We start from the raw sequence: 23,960 nt of genomic DNA on the forward strand, positions 1-23,960 counted from the left end.
CTGACACATTTAGAATAAGGATTATGGCAATGAGATCAAAGGTAAGGTTATGAGTATTGCTCAGGCTAAACGCTTCATACTGGATGAATACCACAAGCTTGGAGAATTGGGCTTTTCCATGAAGATGACCATATTGAATTAATTAATGGGGAAATTATTGAAATGGCATCCAAGGGTACGGCTGATGAAACTTGTTTGCGAAACTTGTTACGAGAACTTCCGAAAATTGTAGGTGATAGGGCAACTTTGCAATCTCAAGCTCCGATTGCTTTGCCACCGAATAGTGAACCTGAAACGGATTTTGCTATTCTTCAAAACCGAGATGATAATTATCTATCTGGTCATCCTAAACCTGCTGATGTGTTTTTGGTAATGGAGGTTTCAGATTCTTCTTTAGCTTATGACCAAGATGTTAAAATACCTCTCTATGCTAAAGCGGGTATTACTTATTATTGGATATTCAATTTATTCGATCATTATTTGGAAGTTTACAGTAAACAATATCAGGATAATCAAGGCAGATATGGTTATTCAAATAAGCGAATTTTCTTGTTAAATGAAGTAATAAATTTCCCCTGTTTCACTGATTTAGCTCTTGATTTAGCTAAGGTGTTTCCGCCAAAGCTGAATTTTTAAACTTTGTTATAGGATTCAATCATAAGACAAAGGAGTAAGTTTTATGGCTTATAGCGATTTTAAACTTATTGAAGTTATTGATTTTTTTGGGTTAGTTATCCACGAGTCATCTGGGCTATTCGCAAATGTACCGGAGCAAGAATGTAGTGATTTATTATCTACTATTCTGAGTGAAAATATTGATTTAGCAGTAGCAATAAGCTCGGAAAAGGCTCGTAGTGAAATGATAATTAGTCCAATATTATTAGAAATTAGACGCAAATTTAATTATGAAATAAGCTTTTTTTCTGGAGTTGATTTTACTGTTGATAGCCAGCGAGGATTAAACGGATTTTGTGATTTTATTTTGAGTCTTTCTTCGGAGCAGTTGCTTGTACGAAGTCCGGTGATTGTCCTAGTAGAAAGTAAAAATGAAAATTTGAGGTCTGGTTTAGCGCAATGTATTGCCGAAATGGTAGCTGCTCAGTTATTTAACGAGAGAGGTGGAAATCAAATAAAAGCTATATATGGTGCTGTTACTATCGGTACTATCTGGCAATTTCTCAAGCTTGAAGGTAATGTAGTTTCGATTGACTTGAGTGAATATTATATTAAGGATATTAAGAAAATTTTAGGTATTTTGTATAGTGCGATCGCGCAAAGTCAACTGTAAATTATTTATTAATAGGACCTACACAAACTCTACGAACTCTTGGCGTTTTTGATTTCTTGGCGGTTCGATAAATTAAGCTTTTTGGCTATTTTTCGCGTAAGTCCTGATTAAATAAGATATTTTTTAAATAAATGGTAGTTTTGAAAGAATACTATAGATGATTTTTAAAACTGATGAATGGCAAGCGATATCTTACGACAAACCGTTACACTTCTATGCTTTTACGAAATCTTCATAAATAAATTATTGACATCCAGCATTTAGTTATATGATTATGTATATAAGACAGCAAAATAACCGCATTTTAAAGCGCAAGTTTTTGGTGTTGTCTCAGCAGCAGAATTCCTAGTTTCCTGCCGAGCTTCGTGTCATCCCTTCGGCTGAGTATTCAGTCCAATGTCAGGTCAACTGATTGACTAGACTTTCAACGGTAAGACAAGATGTTTGGATGAATGTTCAGGGGAAAGGATGACGCGAAACTTGGTAGGAAGCCAGGAGTTCTACGGCTGAGACTTGAACCAAACGAAAGCGTACATAGCAAATTTTTTGTATAGACAAATTAATTTTTTCTTAATTCTCTCTACAGAAATTCGTTACTTGTAGATGCCTAATATTTCAATGCTGTTCCAAACAATAAGCGAAATGGAACATCGAAAAAATGAATCCCAAACAAAAACGTAATAAGAAGCAGCAACTCATTGATTTTTATGGTTCTTGCTGTTGGTGGTGTCGTCAAAATATCCCACAAGCAAATCTGACATTTGATCACCTTTTACCTAAGAGTCGTGGCGGTTCTAATTCTTTTGAAAACTTACGACTTTCTTGCTTTCAATGTAACAATTCTCGCGGAAACAGTCTCTATCCGCCTCTCCGGAGAGAGAATAACTGTTTCTAGGTAGCATCTTAATTTTATTAAGGCTCTGATCTTAGAAGGTGGGCATCTTGTCCGCCTTTTCCATTGAATTAACTACCAAAAAGAGGAAAAAATCAAAATGCACAAACTTCTAATATTCCATGATGAAAAACTTTTACGCCGTGCGCTTACCCACCGTTCTTATGTGCATGAAAATCCCGGAGAAGGCGAACACAACGAACGCCTAGAGTTTCTTGGTGATGCTTTGCTGAATTTCTTAAGTGGTGAATATCTCTATAGTCGTCATGCAGAAATGGGAGAAGATGAATTAACCCGGCGCCGTTCGGCGCTTGTAGATGAAAAGCAACTGGCAAAGTTCGCTGAAGAGGTAGGTTTAGACTTTAGGATGCGGTTAGGAAAAGGCGCAATTCGAGACGGAGGCTACCAAAATCCTAATTTGCTCAGTAGCACCTTTGAAGCAGTTCTTGGTGCTTACTATTTGGATCGTGATTCCAATATCGAAACAGTTCGCGAAATTATAGAACCACTATTTGATTCTGTAGATCCTAAGCATATAATTGTATCTCGTTCTAATGTAGACTCAAAAAATCGCTTTCAAGAATGGGTGCAACGCAATGTTACTCCAAATCCCCCCAAATATTTCACAGACCAAATAGGAGGCCCTTCTCATGCGCCAGAATTTATAGCCAAAGTATTGGTGGATGAAAAAATTTATGGAGAAGGTAAGGGACGCAATAAAAAAGATGCAGAAAAAGCTGCTGCGGAAGATGCGCTAGCTAAGTTGAAAAAACAAGGTTGGTTGTAGAGTTTAGGGGTTTATAAATTATGAGAATTTTCAAATTAGAATCTTCCTAACACTAAAAAATTGCAAAAAAATGAGGATGGTATACGCCATCCTCATTTTACTTTTTGTTACTTTACTTTTTTCCTGATGGTATCAGAAAAGAGTCAACTATTACAGTTGCGGTACGTACTGTTGCTTCTCAGGTACTTCAGTGTACTCAGCTACAATCTGGCGGAATTCTTCGCCATCAATGGTTTCTTTTTCAATGAGCAAATCTACTAAGCGATCGGTGACAGTGCGATGGGTCACGGATGATCTTCTTAGCATTGTCGTAGCACTGCTCAACAATTTCCTTGACTTGTCCATCGATGCGGGAAGCAATAGATTCAGAATACTCAGATCGGGTTGTCCAGTCACGACCCAAGAATACTTCTCCCTGCTGGCTTTCTAAGGACAATGGACCTAAGTCGGACATCCCGAAACGAGTTACCATTTGCCGCGCCATTCCCGATAACTGCTGCAAGTCTCCACCAGCGCCAGTGGTAACTTCCGCAGCGCCAAAAATCACCTCTTCAGCGGCGCGACCACCCAAAGCACCAGTAATTCTAGCTTTCAACTGGGAACGGGAAATTAACCCCTGTTCTTCGTTGGGTGTAAACCAAGTTAAACCCTGTGCTTGTCCCCGTGGGATTAAGGTAACTTTCTGTACTGGGTCATGGTCTTTTAACAAAGTCCCCACTAAGGCGTGTCCAATTTCGTGGTAAGCAATTAAGCGCTTGCTCTTGCTGTCTACCAAGGGAGTGCCTTCCATCCCTGCAACTACCCGATCCACCGCATCATCAATTTCGCGGAGGGTGATGGCTTCTTTGCGTCTTCTAGCAGTGAGAATTGCTGCTTCGTTGAGTAAGTTGGCTAAGTCAGCACCAGTGAATCCAGGAGTGCGGCGAGCGATCGCATCCAAAGATACGCTAGGGTCTAGTTTCTTATTTCGCGCATGGACTTGCAAGATTTCCAAACGCCCTTTGATATCGGGTGCATCGACTGTTACTTGGCGGTCAAAGCGACCAGGACGCAACAATGCTGAGTCTAGTACGTCGGGGCGGTTGGTAGCAGCAATAATAATGATGCCTGTGTTACCTTCAAACCCGTCCATTTCGGTGAGCAATTGGTTGAGGGTTTGCTCTCTCTCGTCATTACCGCCACCGATACCAGCGCCCCGTTGCCGTCCTACGGCGTCGATTTCATCGATGAAGATAATACAGGGGGCGTTGTCTTTAGCTTTCTTGAACAAGTCGCGGACGCGGGATGCACCCACACCAACGAACATTTCCACAAATTCCGAACCGGAAATACTGAAGAAAGGTACGCCTGCTTCCCCTGCGATCGCTTTTGCTAATAAAGTTTTACCAGTTCCAGGAGGTCCAACTAATAGCACTCCCTTGGGAATCCGTGCGCCCACAGCCGTAAATCTTTCTGGCTGCTTCAGGAAGGTGACGACTTCTTGTAGTTCTTCTTTAGCTTCTTCGATTCCGGCTACGTCGTCAAATTTGACTCCGGTTTTCGCCTCCATTTGGAAACGCGCTTTAGATTTGCCAAAGTTCATTGCTTGACCTGGGCCACCAGGGAGGTTACTAGAACGCCGGAACAAAAAGAACAGCCCAGTAATCAATAAAACTGGAAAGATGAGATTGCCCAACAATCCCCAAATTGCGCCATCATTCCGCATGGGGTGAGCATCAAAACTAATGGCTTTCTCTTTGAGCTTGCTAATTAACTCAGGAGCGTTAACAGGCAAATCCACACGCCACCTTTGGACACGATTTTCCAGGTCTGGATCGCGGGCTTCTATAATTGCTGTCCTACCGCCTTCGTACAGATCCACGCTGGTGACGCGATCGCTGTCCAAGTATTCTAGAAAGCGACCGTAAGTCATGCGGGTATTGGCTGCATTCTTACTCATGTCAGCAGGTGCGCCTGCAAACGCCCCTTGCCAGAAGAAAAAGCCAATTACCAAAGCCGGCAACGTCCAGAGTGCTACGACTTTCCAAGAGAATTTCATTTTAATTTGCCTCTAGATGCCTATACAACTCGTTAGCTCTAGTAACCGAATGTTCATCACTCTGTCACTTTAAGCTGTTAAACGGATGTTTATAAATCCATTTTGTTTAATTTGATCTCTTAGATGCACTGCCATAAGGCGATTAGAGCATTATGGCGATGCCAACAAGAATCTTAATCAAAGTTAACTTAATTTTAATACAATATCGCACGAGAAAAGGGAGCGCAACGGTATGCAAAGACAGAGAGAATTTCTCCAGAATGCTCCTTGTATCGTTCAAGCCGCTCTAAATCATGATTCTATTTAGGGAGACGCGATGAATCGCGTCTGTACAAGAGTGGGCGAAATGAGGGAGCAGGGGAGCAGGGAGATGAGGGAGTGAGGAAGTAAGGCAGGGTGGTTTCATACGAAAAAAGAAAAATACATAAGTCTTGATTTCTCATATATAACCATAGATTTTGACCCCTCTCCAAACCTCTCCCCGAAGCGGAGAGAGGCTTTGAAATCTATTTTTAGTTTTTCTCTCGTTGTATGAAACCACCCTGAGGGAGTGAGGAAGTAAGGGGACAAGGAGATAAACAAAACTCCTAACTCTTAACTCAGCACGGACTAAACGCCCCGCTATCGCTAACAGCACTCCTAACGCCCAATGCCCAATACCCTACTTTACTTCTGTAATTTTTAGAGTGTAAGGGAGATACTTGCCTTTTTCGTAGGAACCAACCCAAATTTGGTAACTTCCAGCTAGCCATTCACCAACAATGCCAGCATTTTTGCCATCAAAATCGTCATTACACCAAGTACCACCGGGCCCTTTGATAATCATGGTGGTGTCTTCAGGACTTTGCACTTGCAACTTCAGGTAGTCAAATTTACTTGTTAACGCTAATGTGTGGTCTGGTGTTTCATCCACAAATCCGGTACAAGGGCCAGTGGCTGTTTCGCTTCTTCCACCTACTTGACTCCCAGATATTGAGCCACCACTCATCCCGCGAACTGTCAGAGGGTCTGGGGAAAACTGAGGGCTAAGGGTGACATCTCCAAATATCGTTGGCGCTTCCTGAGCATCAACCGCAGCGTTAACTGTCGATATGATGAAGAGCGTAACTATCATGAACGATAATCTCATCCCTCTATTGAGCGCTTTTGTCGGCATTGTAATTACGTTCGCTTCTAAGTGTTTTTGAAGACATGAATTTTACACACCAAGTTCCCAACATGAGGAGAATTGACTAACTATTTTAGATGTGAAATGGGGGATAATTCATTAGTAATTAGTCAATGATTTCTTGTTTCCATAATTGCTTTACCTTAGACTTCTTGGCATTTGTCGGGTAAAGGGTAAGGGTTAAAGGGAAAAGGGATAGAATTAACATTCCCCTTTAACATGCACCCATTTCCCGATCTCTTGGCATTTGGCACAAATGCCAAGAGGTCTCTTATGGATAGGGGCACACGTTTGTGCGCCCCTAAAATCTCAAATATTTCTAAAATCTGCAAGTAATCGCTACTTAGCTTCCGTTATCGCTCGACTCAAGCGGGGCTTATCTAAACCAATCTGATTTAGTAGTAACCAAGATTGGATTAAGTCGGGGCCATGAACATCTCCAGTTAAAGCTGCTCGGAGCGATCGCATCACTAAACCTTTTTTGACTTTCTGCTCTTTGACAACTTGTTTAATAATCTCCTGGGCGGCGGCTTCCGAGAGTTGCAGCTGATTTTCTAAAGCTGTGATAATCGCTTCCAGAACAGCAGTAGAACCTTCTTGTTTCAGTTGTGTACTGCCTTCATCGCTAAATTCAACTGTATCGCTAAAAAACAGTTGGCTTTGAGGTACTGCATCTACCAGGCGAGTCAAACTCTGACTAATTAAAGTTACTAGCTGTTCTAACCAGGGGCGTTCTCTTCCACCATCAAATTTATAGCCAGCCGCTTGCCAATAGGGGATGAGCAAATCTGTGAGTTTATCTACTGGCGTGTTGTGGATATACTGACTGTTCAACCAATCCAGCTTGTCCCAGTCAAACTTTGCACCCGCTTTATTTACACGCTCAAAACCAAATTCTTTGGCTGCTGTTTCTAAGGTAAATATTTCTTGCGTAGAGTCTGGTGGCGACCAACCCAACAATGTCATGTAATTCACCAAGCCTTCAGCAGTAAAGCCCATTTTCTGAAATTCAGAAATAGAAGTAACTCCATCCCGCTTAGAAAGCTTCTGCCCTCGCCTGTTCAAAATTAGCGGTGTATGGGAAAACTCTGGAATTTTTGCACCCATCGCTTCATACAGCAGAATTTGTTTGGCAGTGTTGGCGATGTGGTCTTCTCCCCTGATGACGTGGGTGATTTGCATATCAATGTCATCCACTACAACGACAAAGTTGTATAAAGGTTGACCGCTACTCTCTTCTGAGGCGCGGGCGATGACCATATCACCACCTAAATCGCTACCTCGCCAAGACATTTTTCCCCTGACTAGGTCGTTCCAGACAATTTCGCGATCGTCTTCGATTTTGAACCGAATCACAAAAGAACGACCTTCGGCTTCAAAGGCGGCACGTTGTTCTGGGGTGAGGTTGCGATGACGGTTGTCATAGCGAGGTGCTTCGCCTCTAGCTTTTTGAGCTTCTCGGAGCGCCTCTAGTTCTTCGGAAGTAGTGTAGCAGCGATAAGCTAATCCTTGCTCTAGCAATTTTTGCACTGCTTCTTTATAAAGATCCAGGCGTTGGGATTGGAAAAATGGCCCTTCATCCCAGTTCAGTCCTAGCCAACGCAGTCCTTCCAGAATATTGTCTGTGTATTCGGGACGCGATCGCTCTAAATCTGTATCTTCTATTCGCAGTATAAATTTACCGCCGTGGTGACGGGCAAATAACCAGTTGAATACAGCAGTTCTAGCTGTACCAATATGTAAATTTCCGGTTGGACTCGGCGCAATACGGACTCTAACAGTCACAGTTAATTCTCTCTTTCGCAAAGCATGATAAATGTAGCTTATATTTAAATCTTGAATCCTGAGTCAACCTCTTTGGGTAATTCAGAATCTAATATCACCTAAGTTTAAGTTATTCGCTACTCATAAATTTAGAACGGGACTGACGGGGCTCGAACCCGCAACTTCCGCCGTGACAGGGCGGTGCTCTAACCAATTGAACTACAGTCCCTTGTTTGGCAACTTTGCTATTATCACTATTTTTTTTCTACTTGTCAAGTGTTTCGGAGTCAGGAATTAGTAATGATTTTTGTCACGTATCTCCAAGATGCAAATTATACGTTAAAGAGACCGTGATAACACAACCTGTGGCTCTGATTCCAGATGCTGCAATATTCGGGATTGCATTTGTTTATACTGCTGTTTCAATAGCTGTTTGCTCAATTGGGGTTGAGAAGTGGGTGGTAGACTATGGCTTTGTTGCACCCAAGTTTTTAACATTTGCCGCTGAGTTGACTCAATGCGACTGCTGAGAACCTTGATGCAGGAATGTGGTGCTTCTAGAGTAAAGAAAATCAAAGGATATTGTTCATTTTCAGCCAGGAAACTTACCATCTTCAGATTTTGGGGATTTTGCATATCTAAGTAGCACGGTAGCCACTTAGGAGCGAATTGCTGATTATAGAGTACAGTTACCCACAACAACATTGGATGAGGGGATGTCACAAAGACAAACTGGTTATAACGGGTAGAAACCGCATAGTTTTTAATTTCTTGTTTAGACAACATCAACCATAGCGCTGTTATAGATCCTTGGGGAGTGTCTAGAAGCTGGGGAAAAACAATTTCTTGAATTGGTTTATTTTGAGGCCACAAAAGTTGCCGATAGCTTTGTTCTACAGTGATTGGTAATGCAGAATTTAAGGGAGACTTAAAGGTGAAGTTTGTAGGTAAAGTGGGACAATTAGACTGTTCTAGACTGTTTAAAACTTGTAAAATTTCAGCGATATTTTGAGGGCGATCGCTTGCTTTTTTAGCCAGACAAGCCATAATTAAATTATTTAACTTCTGAGGTATTTTAATAGTAGGTTTAACATCTGCGATCGTGTTTGGTGCTTCAAAATGATGTGCTTTATACCAAGCGCCAAAGTAATCAGTTTCTGTTTGCCAAGGTTTTTTGCCTGTGAGCATCTCAAACATCATCACACCCAGACTATAAATATCAGAGCGACTATCTAATTTTTCTCCATCTAGCTGTTCTGGAGAACAGTAGGGTAAAGTGCCATTAAATCCGCTACTTGTACTAGCTGTTGATGCATAATTCAAAAATCTAGCAATACCAAAATCAAGAATTTTAACTAACTGGCCCAATATCGGATCGGGAATAACTAATATATTAGCGGGCTTGATATCTCGATGAACCAACGGACAAATTTTGCCATCAATGTTAATTCCTTGATGAGCACACTGTAAGCCCAAACAAATTTGGCGAGAGAGAGTCAAAAACATGGGCAGAGATAGCGGAATTAAATCCTTTAAACTCTTACCACATAAATATTCCATGACGTAGTATGGTTTTCCTTTCTCATTCACACCATAATCATAGGCCCGCACTATATGTACGCTCTTTTGACTCAAGGCTGCACTCATTAAAGCTTCACGAGCAAAGTCTTGTTGCATTTTGGTATTAACAACAGTTTGAGTCAAAAACTTGATAGCAACTGGTATACCTCCTAACAAAACATCATTTGCTAAAAAAACTTCACCCATGCCACCGCTGCCAATTAATTGCTTGAGTTGATAACGATTGGCAAGCAAGCCCGTACTACTGGGAGATGTAGATAAGCTCTGATTCACTTTGTTCACCTCTGATGCTGAGTCCATTGAAAGTTAGCAATAAATACATAAAAATATTCTTAGTTAATGGTGGCAAGCATTTTGATTTTACTAGCAGAATTTCAACGACGTAATAGCATTTTTAAAAACATTTCCAAAAATTTATTTATCCAAGTTTTTAAAACTTCTGTCTCAGATTTTTGATGTGTGGCTAAGTTTCGTAATATGTCTAACTTCAGCTTTTCGTACTCTGCTTTTAGAATATTTTTGGCTTGACCAGGCAAAATCAATTCATTTGACTGTTGACTCATATCTAACCAATCTAAAAGTTGCTGACGCTGTTTAGCCGTGAGATTTAAAGTCGTTACATGAGAGCAATGAGTTGGCTCTTCTAAGGGGAAAAATAGTAAATGATAGTAGCCTACTTCTGCTAAACTACGTGCTATATTTTGACTCTTGTTATCTTTTAAATCCAGATAATAAGGTAGCCACTTAGTCGTAGAAGGTTGGGCGTCATATAACACTGTTAACCACATTAGCATCGGATATACATTCATTTTACTAATAAATTCAGTGCTATGTATTTTATCCAAAAATTTTGCAATCTCTTGTTTGGGCAACATTGCCCAAAAAGTTGGTATAGGTCTTTGAGAAGTCTGTAATAAATGGGGAAAACCAATTGGTGCAATTGGTTTATTTTTAGGCCAATTTTTTTGCAAGCACTCTTTTTCTGATAGTAAAGTTGCGGGTACTAATTGAACTGGGAGCGAAACTTTAATAATGTCTGTACTATTACTAAAAATAACATTATTAACTTGAAGACTAACTTTTTCTAAATCTTCTAATATTTGGTTAATATTCTGAGGGCGATCGCTTACTTCTTTAGCTAAACAAGTCATTAATATTTTTTCTAATATTTCTGGTATTTTAACTTGCGGATTTACTTCTTCAACTGTAGGTGGCATTTGAAAGCGATGGGCTTGATACCAAGTACCAAAGGAGTTACTTTTTGTTTGAAATGGGTGTTTACCTGTCAGCATCTCAAACATTAATACTCCCAAACTATAAATATCAGAGCGGATATCTAGCAGTTTACGCCCTTCCATGTGTTCCGGAGAACAGTAAGGCAAACTGCCAATAAAAGAATCTGTTAGGGTCATTCCACTTCGCTCTGTTAAAAACTTAGCAATACCAAAATCTAGAATTTTAACAATTTCACCTTTTTTACTATCTTCAGCAATAAATATATTTTCTGGTTTAATATCTCTGTGAACAATAGGGTAAATCTCTCCTTTAAGACTAATACCTTGGTGGGCACATTGTAAGCCTAAACAAATTTGATTGCAAATTTCTAGAAACTTCGATATTGTTAAGGGCTGAATTTTCAGAATTTGTTTAAGATTTTTTCCTTGGAGGTATTCCATTACATAAAATGGAGTTTTATCCTCAGTAACTCCATAACTTAAAATGCGAACAATATGTTTACTTTTGCGACCCAATTGAGCGCCAATAAAAATCTCTCTGGCAAAACGTTGGGACATTTGTTGGTTTGACAAACTAAGTGATAAGATTTTGATTGCGATCGGCATACCGTCTTTAGCAGTATCCTCTGCTAGATAAACTCTACCCATCCCCCCTTTGCCAATCAAATCTCTGATTAAATAGCGATTGTTTAAAAAATGTCCGATGTAATCGTCTAATTCTGCCTTTTGCCCTACCATACTCTCAATTTTATTTTCTGGCATAAAAATCATTTATAAAAAATGTTATTGGCAAAATACTTTAATAAGTCTAGCTAATTATTAAATTTAAATCTAAGAGATGTCCGAATTTTGAGAAAATTAATTATATGCTGTAAATATGCTTAAGCCTTCTGCAAAAGCTACTAAACATTGTGTAACATATTTATTAAGGAGTACGGTTGAGAAATTACACGTAAACTATAAATAAGCTAGATAAAATTACTTAGTATATTCAGTAAATACACAGGAATAATCAGAAATAACTAAATAGCAGTTAAGTTGCAATGTTTATGACGGGCTGCGCCTAAGCACCTTTATCTCTGTGCAATTAAAGCTTAAAATTTGGGAGTACCCGGCGTAATAATCTAATTAAGGGATTTTCAACTTTAAGTTTAAAGGCTAGTATCTGGGTGCGTTGTAGGGAGTTAAAATTATTATCACTGATGAGAATTAATGATTGTTGACCATTTGGTAGTTTTGGGCCAAGAGTTAAGCCTTCGATGTTGTCTAGCAGTACATCTAGTTTTCTCAAATCTAACAACAGTTTTTTCTTAACTGGTTTAATATTTTTGGAGTCAACGGCTAAAAGGCTATCAATATTATGAATATCATCGGCTTCTTCTAAAGAAACCTGAAATAAGGAAATAGCAAATCCTAAACCTGTAAAAGACCTTTCTAAACTTAAGAAGTGTCCTTGATTATCGAGAGCGAGTAAATCGGGTAATCCACTAGCGAATTTGCCAATCAGATTCAAAAATGGTGCAACTGGTTCAGTTTGGTAAAGAAATTCCTTTTCTGACTGGTTGTTGAGCAAGTTGTATTGTAAAATTCTGCAAGGACTACCAATATTAGGTTTCGCTGCGACACCATCTTGAATTAGAGCATTTTCGGTGGCTGTGAATAGATGCTTATTATCGGGTGTGATGGTGAGGCTTTCAAAAGCTAAATTGTTGCGGATACCTTTTTGATTAGTTTTATCTGGTAAAAATTTGTTTGGTATAGGGAGTGTTGCAATTTCTCTACCAGAAGATAGTGAGAACTCTTTAATAAAAGGATTAATTAATTTTGCAGCATCGCCTTCAGAAGAAACAAACACAGTCGCTTTATTAGTTAATGCAATACCTTCTGTATCAGTTTCACCAGGGCGAAATCTTTGACCATTTTCATTTAATAATGTAGTAACGCTGACTGGAATAATTCCATCTTTTTCTAGTAAACCTTTGCTCAAATCGATTTTTAACGTGTAGAAACGAGCGGCAGCTTTTTGTCCCCGGTCATCTGAAATAGCATAATACAGGTTGTTTTTGGCATTATATGTAATTCCAGATAAACCTCCTATTTCAGTTTCTTTAAATATTAAACCTTTTTCTAAGGTTGCTTCTCCAATAAAATTTATACTACTAATTTCAACACTATTTGAAGGAAAATTTGTGAATACAAAGCTAATAATTATAATTGCAATCAACAAGTAAATAATTCGTGGAAATACGAAGATTTTTTTAAATATCTGCATAATTTTTATCAAATAAATATTTTTAGGAACAAACACTTATACATCCCTTCAAATAATATCAATTAAATAAATAATTTAATAGATACAAGCCTGAAAATCCCGCTAATCATTTTTTTTAAATTGGTGACAAGTCTGAGCAGATGTTTTTTTACTGAGACTTTTCAAAACGTATTTTTTAATTTGAAAACCTTTAAAAAATAATAAATTACTTAAGCTAATCGTAAGTCATATTCATCTTGGAAAAAGTTGACAAGCCAATTTTTTACTTTATGGGTGGCGCGGCAGTCATCTTCGTTGTAGCGTTGGATAATTTCTAGTAAAGTGCGATCGCCTGTTTCTAACCATCGATCGTACCAGTAAATACACTTGGCACCACTGGCTTCTTTATCGCGCCACTCAAATCCTAACCAACGAGCGATCGCTTTCAAGGCATAGCTTTCTACGGGCAATGCTACACTTTGGGTTAATTGCTCATACACATCCACAAATCGATTCAGTACAGGACGCACTAAGGAATGTGGAGTGCCGTAAAGTTTTGCCAACCGTTTGACTGTATCAAACTCGTAGACACAAAAATGATAAATTGGCGCTTCGGGATATTGCCAAACCAAATCCAAAAATTGCTGCCAAACTAATTCTTCGTCTTCTGGTTTATCTGCTAAAAAAGAATAAAATTGTTCTGTATTAGTTTGTCTATTAACAACCAAAACCCCTAAAAGATAATCTAAATCTAAGTCTGGCTGGGCTTCAATATCAAAATAAAGCTCTATGGGCGCTGTAAATGTAATATCTTCTGTTGGTAGCGGATATGGTAGAATCAACGGCCGTTTTTCTAGTGCAGATTGAGCTTGTACTACCAATTTGGGCGCTACTTCGGTGTCAAAACCAAGTAGCTTTTCTAAGCTGCTGGGACTGGTGTTAGCAAGAGACTCCAGTGTGGTAATGTCTAAGGCTTGGAGTTGAGTATAGCGCAGCGGTGTTACACCTGGTAGCAGTGAGAGATGTTTTTCAGATTGAGCGATCGCATAACATTCACTATACCAATGGCAAAAATTGCACTTTTGGCGAGAAATAAATACCTCTGGCGGATTCGGTAACTTTAATACTTGAATAAACTCTTCCAAAATCTGCTGCATCCGTATTGTCCATTTGCACAGATCCACTGCATAATTTGTATTTTTGGTTCGCAATATGAGCAAAGCTGTTTCAGGTGCAACTCCCTGCACTGTTGCCAATACTTGGGCATGAAATGCAGCAACAACTTGATATTCTTGCTTAGGGCGCTTACCCAGTTCAATACTAGCTGGGACGTAGATCCAATCTCCAAAATTTGATTGTCCCCCGGCTGTTTCACAAGTAAATCTGGACGACTTAGCAGGGTGTGTGCTTGCGAATAATTTGCTAACAGTACTCCTTTATAGATGTACTCAACCCCACGCTGCATCAATTCTAAAGTTGCTTTCTCTCCCTTTTCCCAGTTTCCATAAGCATAATCTGGTTGATAATAAGTCATCTGTGCTAAAGCACTCAACTGATGAGCGATTTTATCCTGTTGCAGTTTCTGTAGCAACTCATTGGGAGCATCGCGCTGACTTGTGTCACCGTGGATATCTAGAAAAGGTCGGCGTTTACAGCGTTGATATTGCAGTAGGAGTTCAGCATTAATTATCATCCTTTTAAGTTAACAATAATTAGCAGAATCTGGGAGTAACTGTGACAATTAAAATCTGGAAGTGGCGATACATTCTCTGCAAGACGCTTTGCGTAGCTTGCTTCCCTGTAGGGATAGGGTGCGCTACGCCAACGCGTCCACGCTTAATTTGCCGTTTATTTTATACTGTCAACAGCTAGAGCGTTTGCTTTTGTGCCAAATTACAACTAAAAGAGAGTAAAAATCACAATTTGTCCATTATTACAAGGTTACATGACAAAACAACATGAGCCGGATCTCATCTGTAAACGTGTCACACCATGATGACACGAGTCATCGCAAAGCTCTCCTCTTATCTTGACGATTAATTTTACTGCAAAACGATTGCATAATTATCGACTCAGGAAGGCGGATTGAGTCAGGTGCAAAACTTTATTCTGCTAGAGGAGGCTGTAAGAGCGGTTAAAATTGCGATTGTCTGAACGATATTTTCTAATAAAACTCTTTTGATTTAAGTAAAAATAGTAAGAGTGAAAATAATCTGGAAATAATTTTTAAGTTGTGCTTAGTACAATGTCTAACCTAGTAATGAAAAGTTCGTAGTAAGCACTAAAGTGCTTACTACGAACTTGTTGACCTTACTAATTTAAACTTAACAGACTATTAGCAAGGATTTTGGCCAACGCATAATTAATTAAAACTACACCGTCAGCTTTTATCCCTGCTTATTTTCTCCCGATATCTAACTGTACTTGCAATCCATCATTGTCACTGCCTGACTGAGCCGGTGTTAAGAAAACTGAGGTGTCTGGCTGTGATAATGATTCGTTAAAGCGAATTTGGGCTGGAGTTTTATTTTCTCTTCTATTATTGTTGGAAAGGCTTGCTGGATTAGTTTGCTCAAAAAAACTTCTAAAGTCATCTTGGGCTGTTTTCCGATCGATTCCAAGTAGAGAATCACCACTTAATCGATATTGTCCGGGATTTGAGTTTGATGCTGGTGATTGAGCGTAGACTTGGCTTCCTAAGCTTACAAAGGCTGCCGTAATCCCCAAGAAAGCAATAATTTTGGCGTTCATTTGCTCGATCCAAATTATTTTTAATATTGCTCGTCTATTATTCTCTGGGAAAAATATTTTGATTAACTCTATTGTTAGGTTCTACTAAAATAATTTTATTGCGTATATACTTAGCGTGTCAATGATTTTTGCTATTTTAGGGATTAATAAGTTATCGCTTTGATATCTCTTGATAAGTTGGATTATCTGGTTAAGTTTATGAGCGATCGCAGTTAAGTTCGTTGAGATATGCCAGGATGAGATTAAGGATGTTTAACAGTGGCACAAGAGCGATCGCTTGGCTGAAGCTGTGTTTAATTACCAACCACTACAATTTTTGTTACAATCTGACAAATTTGTTACTAAAATAACGAGTTTAGTTACCATCACTACGATTTTCGTTACAATTTTACAAATTTAGTTACTCTGACTACGATTTTTGTTACAAACATCATAGCTTTAGTTAACATTGCTGAGTAGATTGTTGTAATAAACACCAAATACTGTGGATTATACTCAACCAAAATTAGGCTTTAGTAAGGCAAGCTAGCTCTAGAACACCATCAAAAGAACATCATTATGCCTCGTCAAAAGCGTACATATCGCGTTCTAGAAAAAGCTGAATTGAGAATCGCTGGACTCAAAGCAATCGATCCCACTATGGATTTTGGGGATACTCGTAACTTGCAAAATGTCGCACAAGTTATTCAACAGTACCGCAGTAAAATAGATGCTTATAATACGACTCTGGCTGTGATTGACTCTTATAAAAGTGAGATGAAAGAGTTGGAAAAAACTTTGAGCGATTTGAGTGAAAAAATGCTCCTGGGAGTTGCTTTTAAGTACGGCAAAGATAGCCATGAATATCAGATGGCGGGTGGTGTTCGCAAAAGCGATCGCATCCGTAAAAGTAGAGCAACCCGCTTGAAATCGGCTTCAGAGGAAGCAGTTATTAAGGATGCTACGGCTGTATAAAAGCGCCCTGAGATTAAAGTCTGCTGCTACTGAAACAAAGCTTGTTTTTAGCAAGATTTTAGCATGAACAAGAACTTCCGATCTGTCATGCTTGAATGTTGCATTGTTTTGTTGTCTCAAAAAGCAAAGAAAGCAAAACAAAACTTCAGTGATTTTTATGCTGTGCATTTTACTTTAGTCATCAGAAACTTTACGTAAGTCTATTGATGTAACTATAAGCAAACTCGGTAAAATTCGTGAGGTTTAACAGATAGAAATTAACTAAGATTAGCTTTGAATAGCAGTCAATATCTGTTAAACCAAGCAAATTTGTAATAATTGCTTAATTGTTAATAAGCAACTGTTGTTCAATATAACTTTATCTACTGATGAGCGATTTGAATAACGAAAGACTAAAACTTAAACTTCATCAGTTGCGTTTAATTCCATATTTAGCAATTGGTTCTTTGATTTTTTATTTCAATTCCAACCTAGATTTAAACTACATAGTTAAAGGATATTTAGTCTTAATGGAATCTCAGCTAGGTATAATCGTTATTTATTTTTTGACGGCAAAATTCACTAACAAAGCACAGAAATAATCAAAAAATCTCAAAAACTTTAGTTGTATTATATACCAATAGATATTTATTAGAGTTAATTCAGGAAGTAAATGTTATGAAGACTAAATCTACAGCAATTATACTTTGCTTTTTTGGCGGGTGGTTGGGAATCCACAAATTTTATTTAGGAGAAAATGTAGCAGGTATTTTGTACTTATTGTTTTTTTGGACTTGTATACCATCTTTAATAGCCTTTGTTGAATTCTTCGTCTTAGTTTTGATGTCAGATACCGAATTTAACACAAAATATAATCAAGTTATCGCAAGCTCAGGTGGAGCCGTCTCCGCAAAAGATGCAACCAGTGCGCTAGCTGATTTAAAAAATCTTTTTGATTCTGGGATAATTACCGCAGAAGAGTATGAAGAAAAACGCCAAAAGCTTCTGAAATCTTTGTAAATTAAAACTATTAGTCGATTTATGATGTCACAATCTAAATCTTGGTTTCAACAAACTCCTGCTTGGGTGTGGTTATCATTAATTCCAACATTAGGGGGATTTGCGATTGTCTATGCAGGTTATAAATCCAAGACTAAAACTTGGGTTGTTCTAGGGATTAGTATCTCTATATTAGCTTTAGCTTTATCAGCTAATAGTTTAGCATTTGCGCCCTGGATAGCTCAGATTGGCGTTGCGTTTTATCTCAAGAAATTTTATTTAATCAAAACTTATCCAAAGAATTTACCAATTCCCGAAGAACAAGAGTTAGCAAAATTAGTTGCGAATACTCGTGAAAAAGTAGATATTAATGAATGCTCAAAACATGAACTAGTTAACTACTTAGGACTACCGATAGTTTATGCAAATAACATCGAATCATTGATGAATGAGGGATATGTTTTTACTCATGTAGAAGAGTTAATCGAAATAGCCGGAATTCCCGAAAAGCAAGTAGATCGAATTACACCACTGATTACTTTTAGCTACAACTACAAAAAAGAAGCTGATTGTTCTTGGAAACGATTAAACACATATTCAACTGATGAATTGATTACCTGTGGATTAGATAGAGCGATCGCAGAGCAAATTGTTGTCGAAAGGCAGCAAAGAGGTGAGTATAAATCGTTGATTGATGTCAAGCAGCGCACTGGATTACCGTTTAATACTTATCGTCACATCGCTTAGACTCCCCACTCCTTGGCCTTTTTCCAAGGAAGCTTCACAGTAAATCGACTACCTTTGCCTAACTGACTTTCGGCGTGGACAGTTCCACCATGCAACTCGACAATTTTTTGCACCATAACTAATCCTAAACCTGTGCCTGAAGAACTACGATCGGGAACAGTTTCAACTTGGACAAAAGGTTGAAATAATTTAAAAAGGTCATCGGAAAGCATCCCAATACCAGTATCTACCACGCTGATAAAGATATATTCATTGGTGGAACTTGGCTGGACCTCAATCCAGACTTCGCCTCCTTCTTTAGTAAACTTAATCGCGTTAGTTAATAAGTTGATAAATACTTGGCGAATGCGGCGTTCATCAACTTGGATGGGTTCGAGTTCTTCAGGTATTTGTGCCGTCAGCCGGATATTTTTCTGGAAGGCTAAATGTTTGACAAAACTCAAGCAGAAGTCACATATTTCCTGAATCGAAGTAGTAGCTAGTTGCAGTTCGATCTTGCTGGATTCGGTGTCGGTAAACTCAAGGATTTGGTTAATTAATTCTAGTAAGTTCTTACTGCTAGATTCGAGCATATTTAAAGACTGGCGCTGTTCTTCATTTACAGGGCCGTACACTTGCTCTTTGAGTGCCTCTGTGATTCCCATAATTGAGTTTAAAGGAGTCCTCAGATCGTGGTTAATGTTTCTTAAAAAGGTGCTTCTAGCACGATTTGCGACTTCGGCGATTTCTTTAGCCTCACGTAGAGCCGATTCTGCGCGTTTACGATCGCCTACTTCTAAAGTTAGAGCGACAATTTCCGCGATTGCTCTAACGAAGTTTTGCTCGCTCAGTTCCCATTTCCGGGGAAGATCGACTTGCTCGTACAATACTGTTCCTACCATTTTGCCCCCAACCCAAAGAATGGTATCAATTAGGGATACGATATTATTTGGTTCGAGCAATTTATCCGATAATTCTTGTACCCGTGGATCGGTACGAGTGTCAGAGACGGCAATAGTACCAGAAGCTAATAGGGCTTTAAAGTAGATGAAATAATCTGTAAGGTTGCGTTCTAAACCTGCCGAATATTTGTGATTGCTACGTTCATAAAGACTTATGCATTGTAGCTTAGTGCGCTCGCTATTGAATAACCACACACTGACTCGTTCTACTTCTAAGGCATTGGCTGCTTTTTGAGCGATCGCTTTGAATGCTGTTTCTAAATTTCCTTCAAAAATCGCTTTATGATTTGTTAATTCTGTAAGTACTTGATGATGCTGTTCCTGTTTTCGCTCGCTGTTAATGCGTTCTTCAACCTCGTGCTGTAATTCTTGAGTTCGCTGTTTAACTTGCAGTTCTAAATCCTCATTTTTACTCATCAATGCAGTAAAGGTTTTGCGTAAATCCTGCGCTACCTCATTTAAAGATCCACCCAGTACCTCTAGTTCTTGAATTCCTTGTACTTTCACCACTGAGTTTTCACTGTTGGTAAAATCAGTTAAATCTTTTGTCGCCTTACTGAAGTGCAAAATGGGCACAGTAACCCACCTGGCGGTGACAATCCCCAAGATAATAGCTAGCACCAACGCTCCTAAACCAAGAAAAATTGTAGTTTGAATGTTGCGATTAATTTGTCCCATAAAGTCTGCTTCTGGGACAGCCACTACGATCAACCAATTGACATTTGGTTCGCCCTCGAAAGGTCTAACTTCTAAAAATTGCCGTTTGCCGTCCCAGGAAAAATCTAGTTGCTGTAAACCTTGAATTCGATCAAAGTTACTAAATTTAGTTGCTAAGTATTTAGCGGTTGCTTGAGTCAAAGAATTGCTGCTTTGGGAAGCTGTTAATCTAATGGTTTTACCATTTTGGAAGCGGAATGGTTCTTCGTTTGTAGAACTTGCAACTAATAGCCCCGATCGCTCGATAATAAAAATTTGCCCAGACTTGCCAACTTTGATGTTTTGCAGCAAATCCCCAATTTGTGATAGGTGAGTGAGAGTGCTGTTGACTCCGAGTAGTTCGCCTTGGGAGTTATAAATAGGAAGAGAAGCACTAATTAAGAGTGTTGGTTCAGTGCGGGGTGTAAAAATCTGACTAAAACTGAATTTTTTGGCGGTAACTGCTGTTTGATAATCAGCACGCGATCGCGCATCATAGTTTTTAATCACCTCTGGTAATTGAGTACGTTCACCTTGAGAGTCAATTGTGTAGGTGTAGAGGTCGTACCCAGTTGACTTATCGGCTTTTCTGAGTAAAAATTGGCGATCGTTGAACTTCTCCACCGCTAAATATTCTTGCTCATTGCTTGCAGTTATTGCCAACGCATCTGGAAAAATCTTTAACTGCTCTATTAAGTATGACTCCCAGTTTGCCAGATTTTCTATCTTCAGCAACCCCATATCGATCGCATTTTGATTACTGCTTAGTACCTGACGCCCAGTTGCTAAGTAAGTTTGTAAATTCTGCTCGACTCGATTGGCAACTTCATGACGTAATTCGTTAACAACCTCATTGACTGCCTTTTGCCCGTTTCCGATTGATAAGTATGCAGTCAATCCCACGGCTAGCAAGATTTGCAGCACAAACAACGCTACCAAAATGCGACTTAGAGGTACGCCTTTAAACAGGGAAAAAACATTACCTTGTCCAGTATTTTTGTTCATCTGCCCACTCCCCCTTCCTGTCCTATATTACTGAGTACAACACTTCGAGTTTGCTCTCCTGTGGGCTTATGCATAGTTTGTACTCGGTCAGGTCAAGTGCCAATATACCACTTCTGTTAAAACAACAAAACGTTACTTAACTGCACCTGTAGATTTTACCAGCCAAAATATGACTAACGTTCATCACAAAGACTGATTATTGTAGAGACGGCGATTCATCGCGTCTTGCCTTCAGGATTCATCGCGCCTTGCGTTAATTGTAAATATGAAACAAATTGATGAAAAGCCGAATCAATTCGTAGCTAGTTGAGATTTATGAGTTATAACTGGCAGTTTTAAAGAAATCTAACTGTAGACAGATGAAATTTGAAACGCTACTGTTATCAGAAGCGTGTTTTTTAGCGTTCAGATTATCTTCTAGTCTAGGCGCTAAAGAAAAAGAGTTAATAAACCTCTTGCAAAAGTAACTTTTGCAAGAGGGGGGAAAGGGTTTTTATTAGCCCTTTCCCCTTTACCCCTTACCCTTTTCCCCACTTCTGCAAGAAGTCTAATCATTTAAAAATTCGCTTCCTAATTTTACTTCATCCTGCCCACAGCAACCCCCAAGACATAGGTTTTATCACTCATGCTCAACGTGTCCACTTCCAATTCTCAGCAAAATCAGCAATTAATTGACAATACCGACTGGAACGTTATTGAAACGGAGTTTAACCCGACGCAGTTACATCACAAAGAAACTGTTTTCACTCTTGGTAATGGGTTGTTAGGAGTGCGGGGTACATTTGAGGAAGGATATCCCCAAGATTTTCCAGGCGTACTCATCCACGGTGTTTATGATGATGTGACAATTACTCATACCGAATTGGTAAACTGTCCCAACTGGCTGCCATTGGTGGTGAAAGTAGCAGGCGATCGCTTTAGTATGGACAGTGGTGAGATTCTCAACTACGAACGTCGGCTCGATTTACGCTTAGGTTTAGTTAGCCGCGATGTGCGGTGGCGTAGTCCTAATGGTCATACCTTAGATTTTCACTTCGAGCGTTTCATTAGTTTAGCAGACCAGCACGTTTTGGCGATTCGCGCTCAAATTACATCGGTAGACTTTGAGGGTGAAGTTACTGTTGAAGCTGGATTTGACAGCGAACCCCATACCCAAGGCGTTAAACATTGGCGAACCTTAAACCAAGGTGGCATAGATCGAATTATCTGGTTAAACAGTACAACTCTTTACTCAAATATTCAACTTGGGATGGCAGCTAAGTTAGTGGTAGATGATGATGAGACTGCACTCGTGAGCGTCGAAAATGCTTCTACTTCTCCCACTTTGACAACCACCTTAGAGTTATATCCCGGAAAAACGGTGACAGTAGAAAAAATTGTCACCCTGTTTACTTCACGAGAGACAGAAATCCCCATTGCCACCGCCTTACAAAGACTCGCTGAGGAACCGAGATATACTACGCTATTGGCAGCTCACATTACTGCATGGGAGCAAGTGTGGCAAGACAGTGACATTATAATAGAAGGCGATCGCTTGGCTCAATTGAGCGTCCGTTACAATCTCTTTCAATTACTAGCTGTAACACCGCGTCACGACAGCCGAGTAAGCATTCCTGCCAAAACTCTTTCTGGTTTTGCCTATAGCGGACATATCTTTTGGGATACAGAAATATTCATCGTACCTTTCCTCACCTTAACTCAACCAGCCCTAGCGCGTAACTTGCTCACTTACCGCTACCACACCCTACCAGGAGCCAGACGCAAAGCTCAAGAAGCTGGTTATCAAGGAGCGATGTATGCTTGGGAAAGTGCTACTACTGGCGATGAAGTCACTCCGCGTTGGGTTCCGGCTCCCAATGGTGAATTAATGCGTATCTGGTGCGGGGACATTGAAGTGCATATCACCGCAGATATCGCTTATGCAATTTTGCACTACTGGCAGACTACCAACGATGATGACTGGATGCGCGATTATGGCGCAGAAATTATCCTTGATACGGCTGTTTTCTGGGAAAGTCGAGTGCAGTGGAACCAAGAGCGCCACAGCTATGACATTTTAGATGTAATTGGCCCGGATGAATATCACGATCGCGTCGATAATAATGCCTTCACCAATCTGATGGTACAGTGGCATTTGCAGTCAGCTTTAGCGCTGTGGGATTGGCTCAAACAAGCTTATCCTGAAACCTCAGCACAACTAGTGCAAAAACTCAACTTAACTACAGAGCGTCTGCACCATTGGGCGGAAATCCAAGAACGTCTATTTGTCAATGAAGATGCTCAAACAGGTTTAATTGAGCAATTTGAAGGCTTTTTCCAGCTAGAAGACGTTAACCTCGCTGATTACGAACCGCGCAGCAAATCTCTGCAAAGTTTGTTGGGAGTTGAAGCTACAAACCAAAAGCAGATTCTCAAGCAGCCAGATGTTTTGATGCTCTTGTATTTACTGCGCGAACGTTATGACTATCAAACTCTCGCCACCAACTGGAACTATTACACCCAACGCACCGACCACAGTTATGGTTCTTCACTAGGCCCAGCCATTCATGCTATCTTAGCTTGCGACCTCAATCAACCAACTGAAGCTTATACACACTTTCTGCGATCGGCCTTGGTAGACTTAGAGGATGTGAGACTGAACGCCGCCGAAGGAATTCACGCTGCCAGTGCTGGAGGAGTATGGCAAGCAGTAGTTTTTGGATTTGGCGGCATTCGGATGACTCAATTTGGCCCCGTTGCCTGTCCCAATCTACCACCCAACTGGACGCGTTTGAAGTTTCGCCTGCAATGGCGTAACGAGTGGTATGACTTTGACTTACAAGCCGAAACAGAAGTCAAAGTTCCCGCCTTGGCAGATACACGCTCGAAATTTATCTAATAGACT

14 protein-coding genes, 1 tRNA gene and 3 pseudogenes are annotated in these 23,960 nt (G+C 39.7%); 8 read left to right on the forward strand and 10 right to left on the reverse strand.

The window, feature by feature from the left end:
* Positions 1 to 49: 49 nt before the first annotated feature.
* From NSTCB13_RS19185 to rnc, 4 genes and pseudogenes are all read left to right on the forward strand, one after another.
* Positions 50 to 636: pseudogene (locus NSTCB13_RS19185) on the forward strand (Uma2 family endonuclease).
* A gap of 43 nt (positions 637 to 679) precedes the next feature.
* A complete protein-coding gene (locus NSTCB13_RS19190) occupies positions 680 to 1,288 on the forward strand; it encodes a hypothetical protein (protein ID WP_448267369.1) in 609 nt (202 codons plus the stop codon).
* A gap of 658 nt (positions 1,289 to 1,946) precedes the next feature.
* On the forward strand, positions 1,947 to 2,183 hold the full coding sequence (locus NSTCB13_RS19195) for an HNH endonuclease (RefSeq protein WP_448267370.1): 237 nt from the start codon (positions 1,947 to 1,949) through the stop codon (positions 2,181 to 2,183).
* Between the two features lie 97 nt (positions 2,184 to 2,280).
* Entirely contained in the window at positions 2,281 to 2,967 is a 687-nt protein-coding gene (gene rnc / locus NSTCB13_RS19200; RefSeq protein WP_448267371.1) for a ribonuclease III, read from the forward strand.
* Positions 2,968 to 3,117: 150 nt separating this feature from the next.
* Here rnc and ftsH2 read toward each other — a convergent pair.
* From ftsH2 to NSTCB13_RS19245, 9 genes and pseudogenes are all read right to left on the reverse strand, one after another.
* Positions 3,118 to 5,005 (reverse strand): annotated as a pseudogene (ftsH2, locus tag NSTCB13_RS19205) (ATP-dependent zinc metalloprotease FtsH2).
* A gap of 661 nt (positions 5,006 to 5,666) precedes the next feature.
* A complete protein-coding gene (locus NSTCB13_RS19210) occupies positions 5,667 to 6,161 on the reverse strand; it encodes a hypothetical protein (RefSeq protein WP_445631230.1) in 495 nt (164 codons plus the stop codon).
* A 351-nt stretch (positions 6,162 to 6,512) separates the two neighbouring features.
* The gene (gene gltX / locus NSTCB13_RS19215) at positions 6,513 to 7,958 is read right to left on the reverse strand and encodes a glutamate--tRNA ligase (RefSeq protein WP_448273511.1); all 1,446 of its coding nucleotides are present in this window, start codon (positions 7,956 to 7,958) and stop codon (positions 6,513 to 6,515) included.
* Positions 7,959 to 8,092: 134 nt separating this feature from the next.
* Positions 8,093 to 8,166, reverse strand: a tRNA-Asp gene (locus NSTCB13_RS19220).
* A 110-nt stretch (positions 8,167 to 8,276) separates the two neighbouring features.
* On the reverse strand, positions 8,277 to 9,791 hold the full coding sequence (locus NSTCB13_RS19225; protein ID WP_448273512.1) for a serine/threonine protein kinase: 1,515 nt from the start codon (positions 9,789 to 9,791) through the stop codon (positions 8,277 to 8,279).
* Positions 9,792 to 9,892: 101 nt separating this feature from the next.
* Positions 9,893 to 11,515: a serine/threonine protein kinase gene (locus NSTCB13_RS19230; protein WP_448267374.1), complete on the reverse strand. Its 1,623-nt coding sequence runs from the start codon at positions 11,513 to 11,515 to the stop codon at positions 9,893 to 9,895.
* Positions 11,516 to 11,840: 325 nt separating this feature from the next.
* Positions 11,841 to 13,025: an esterase-like activity of phytase family protein gene (locus NSTCB13_RS19235; RefSeq protein ID WP_448267375.1), complete on the reverse strand. Its 1,185-nt coding sequence runs from the start codon at positions 13,023 to 13,025 to the stop codon at positions 11,841 to 11,843.
* 209 nt (positions 13,026 to 13,234) lie between these two features.
* Positions 13,235 to 14,697 (reverse strand): annotated as a pseudogene (locus NSTCB13_RS19240) (TM0106 family RecB-like putative nuclease).
* 704 nt (positions 14,698 to 15,401) lie between these two features.
* The gene (locus tag NSTCB13_RS19245; protein WP_322692622.1) at positions 15,402 to 15,755 is read right to left on the reverse strand and encodes a hypothetical protein; all 354 of its coding nucleotides are present in this window, start codon (positions 15,753 to 15,755) and stop codon (positions 15,402 to 15,404) included.
* Between the two features lie 558 nt (positions 15,756 to 16,313).
* Between NSTCB13_RS19245 and NSTCB13_RS19250 the strand changes: the two genes are divergently transcribed.
* The 3 genes from NSTCB13_RS19250 (at position 16,314) to NSTCB13_RS19260 (ending at position 18,434) form a co-directional block, all read left to right on the forward strand.
* Complete coding sequence (locus tag NSTCB13_RS19250; RefSeq protein ID WP_445631223.1) at positions 16,314 to 16,709, forward strand: hypothetical protein; 396 nt, start codon at positions 16,314 to 16,316, stop codon at positions 16,707 to 16,709.
* A gap of 657 nt (positions 16,710 to 17,366) precedes the next feature.
* Positions 17,367 to 17,708, forward strand: a complete 342-nt coding sequence (locus NSTCB13_RS19255; protein ID WP_448267376.1) for an NINE protein — start codon at positions 17,367 to 17,369, stop codon at positions 17,706 to 17,708.
* Positions 17,709 to 17,729: 21 nt separating this feature from the next.
* Positions 17,730 to 18,434: a helix-hairpin-helix domain-containing protein gene (locus NSTCB13_RS19260; protein WP_448273513.1), complete on the forward strand. Its 705-nt coding sequence runs from the start codon at positions 17,730 to 17,732 to the stop codon at positions 18,432 to 18,434.
* Here NSTCB13_RS19260 and NSTCB13_RS19265 read toward each other — a convergent pair.
* The gene (locus NSTCB13_RS19265; protein WP_448273514.1) at positions 18,431 to 21,076 is read right to left on the reverse strand and encodes a sensor histidine kinase; all 2,646 of its coding nucleotides are present in this window, start codon (positions 21,074 to 21,076) and stop codon (positions 18,431 to 18,433) included. The two genes, NSTCB13_RS19260 and NSTCB13_RS19265, sit on opposite strands and share 4 nt — an antisense overlap.
* Positions 21,077 to 21,701: 625 nt before the next feature.
* Here NSTCB13_RS19265 and NSTCB13_RS19270 point away from each other — a divergent pair.
* Positions 21,702 to 23,954 carry a glycoside hydrolase family 65 protein gene (locus NSTCB13_RS19270; RefSeq protein WP_448273515.1) on the forward strand — a complete coding sequence of 751 codons (2,253 nt, stop codon included), beginning with the start codon at positions 21,702 to 21,704 and terminating at the stop codon, positions 23,952 to 23,954.
* Positions 23,955 to 23,960 lie beyond the last annotated feature (6 nt).

It is taken from the genome of Nostoc sp. DSM 114160 (assembly GCF_053470305.1).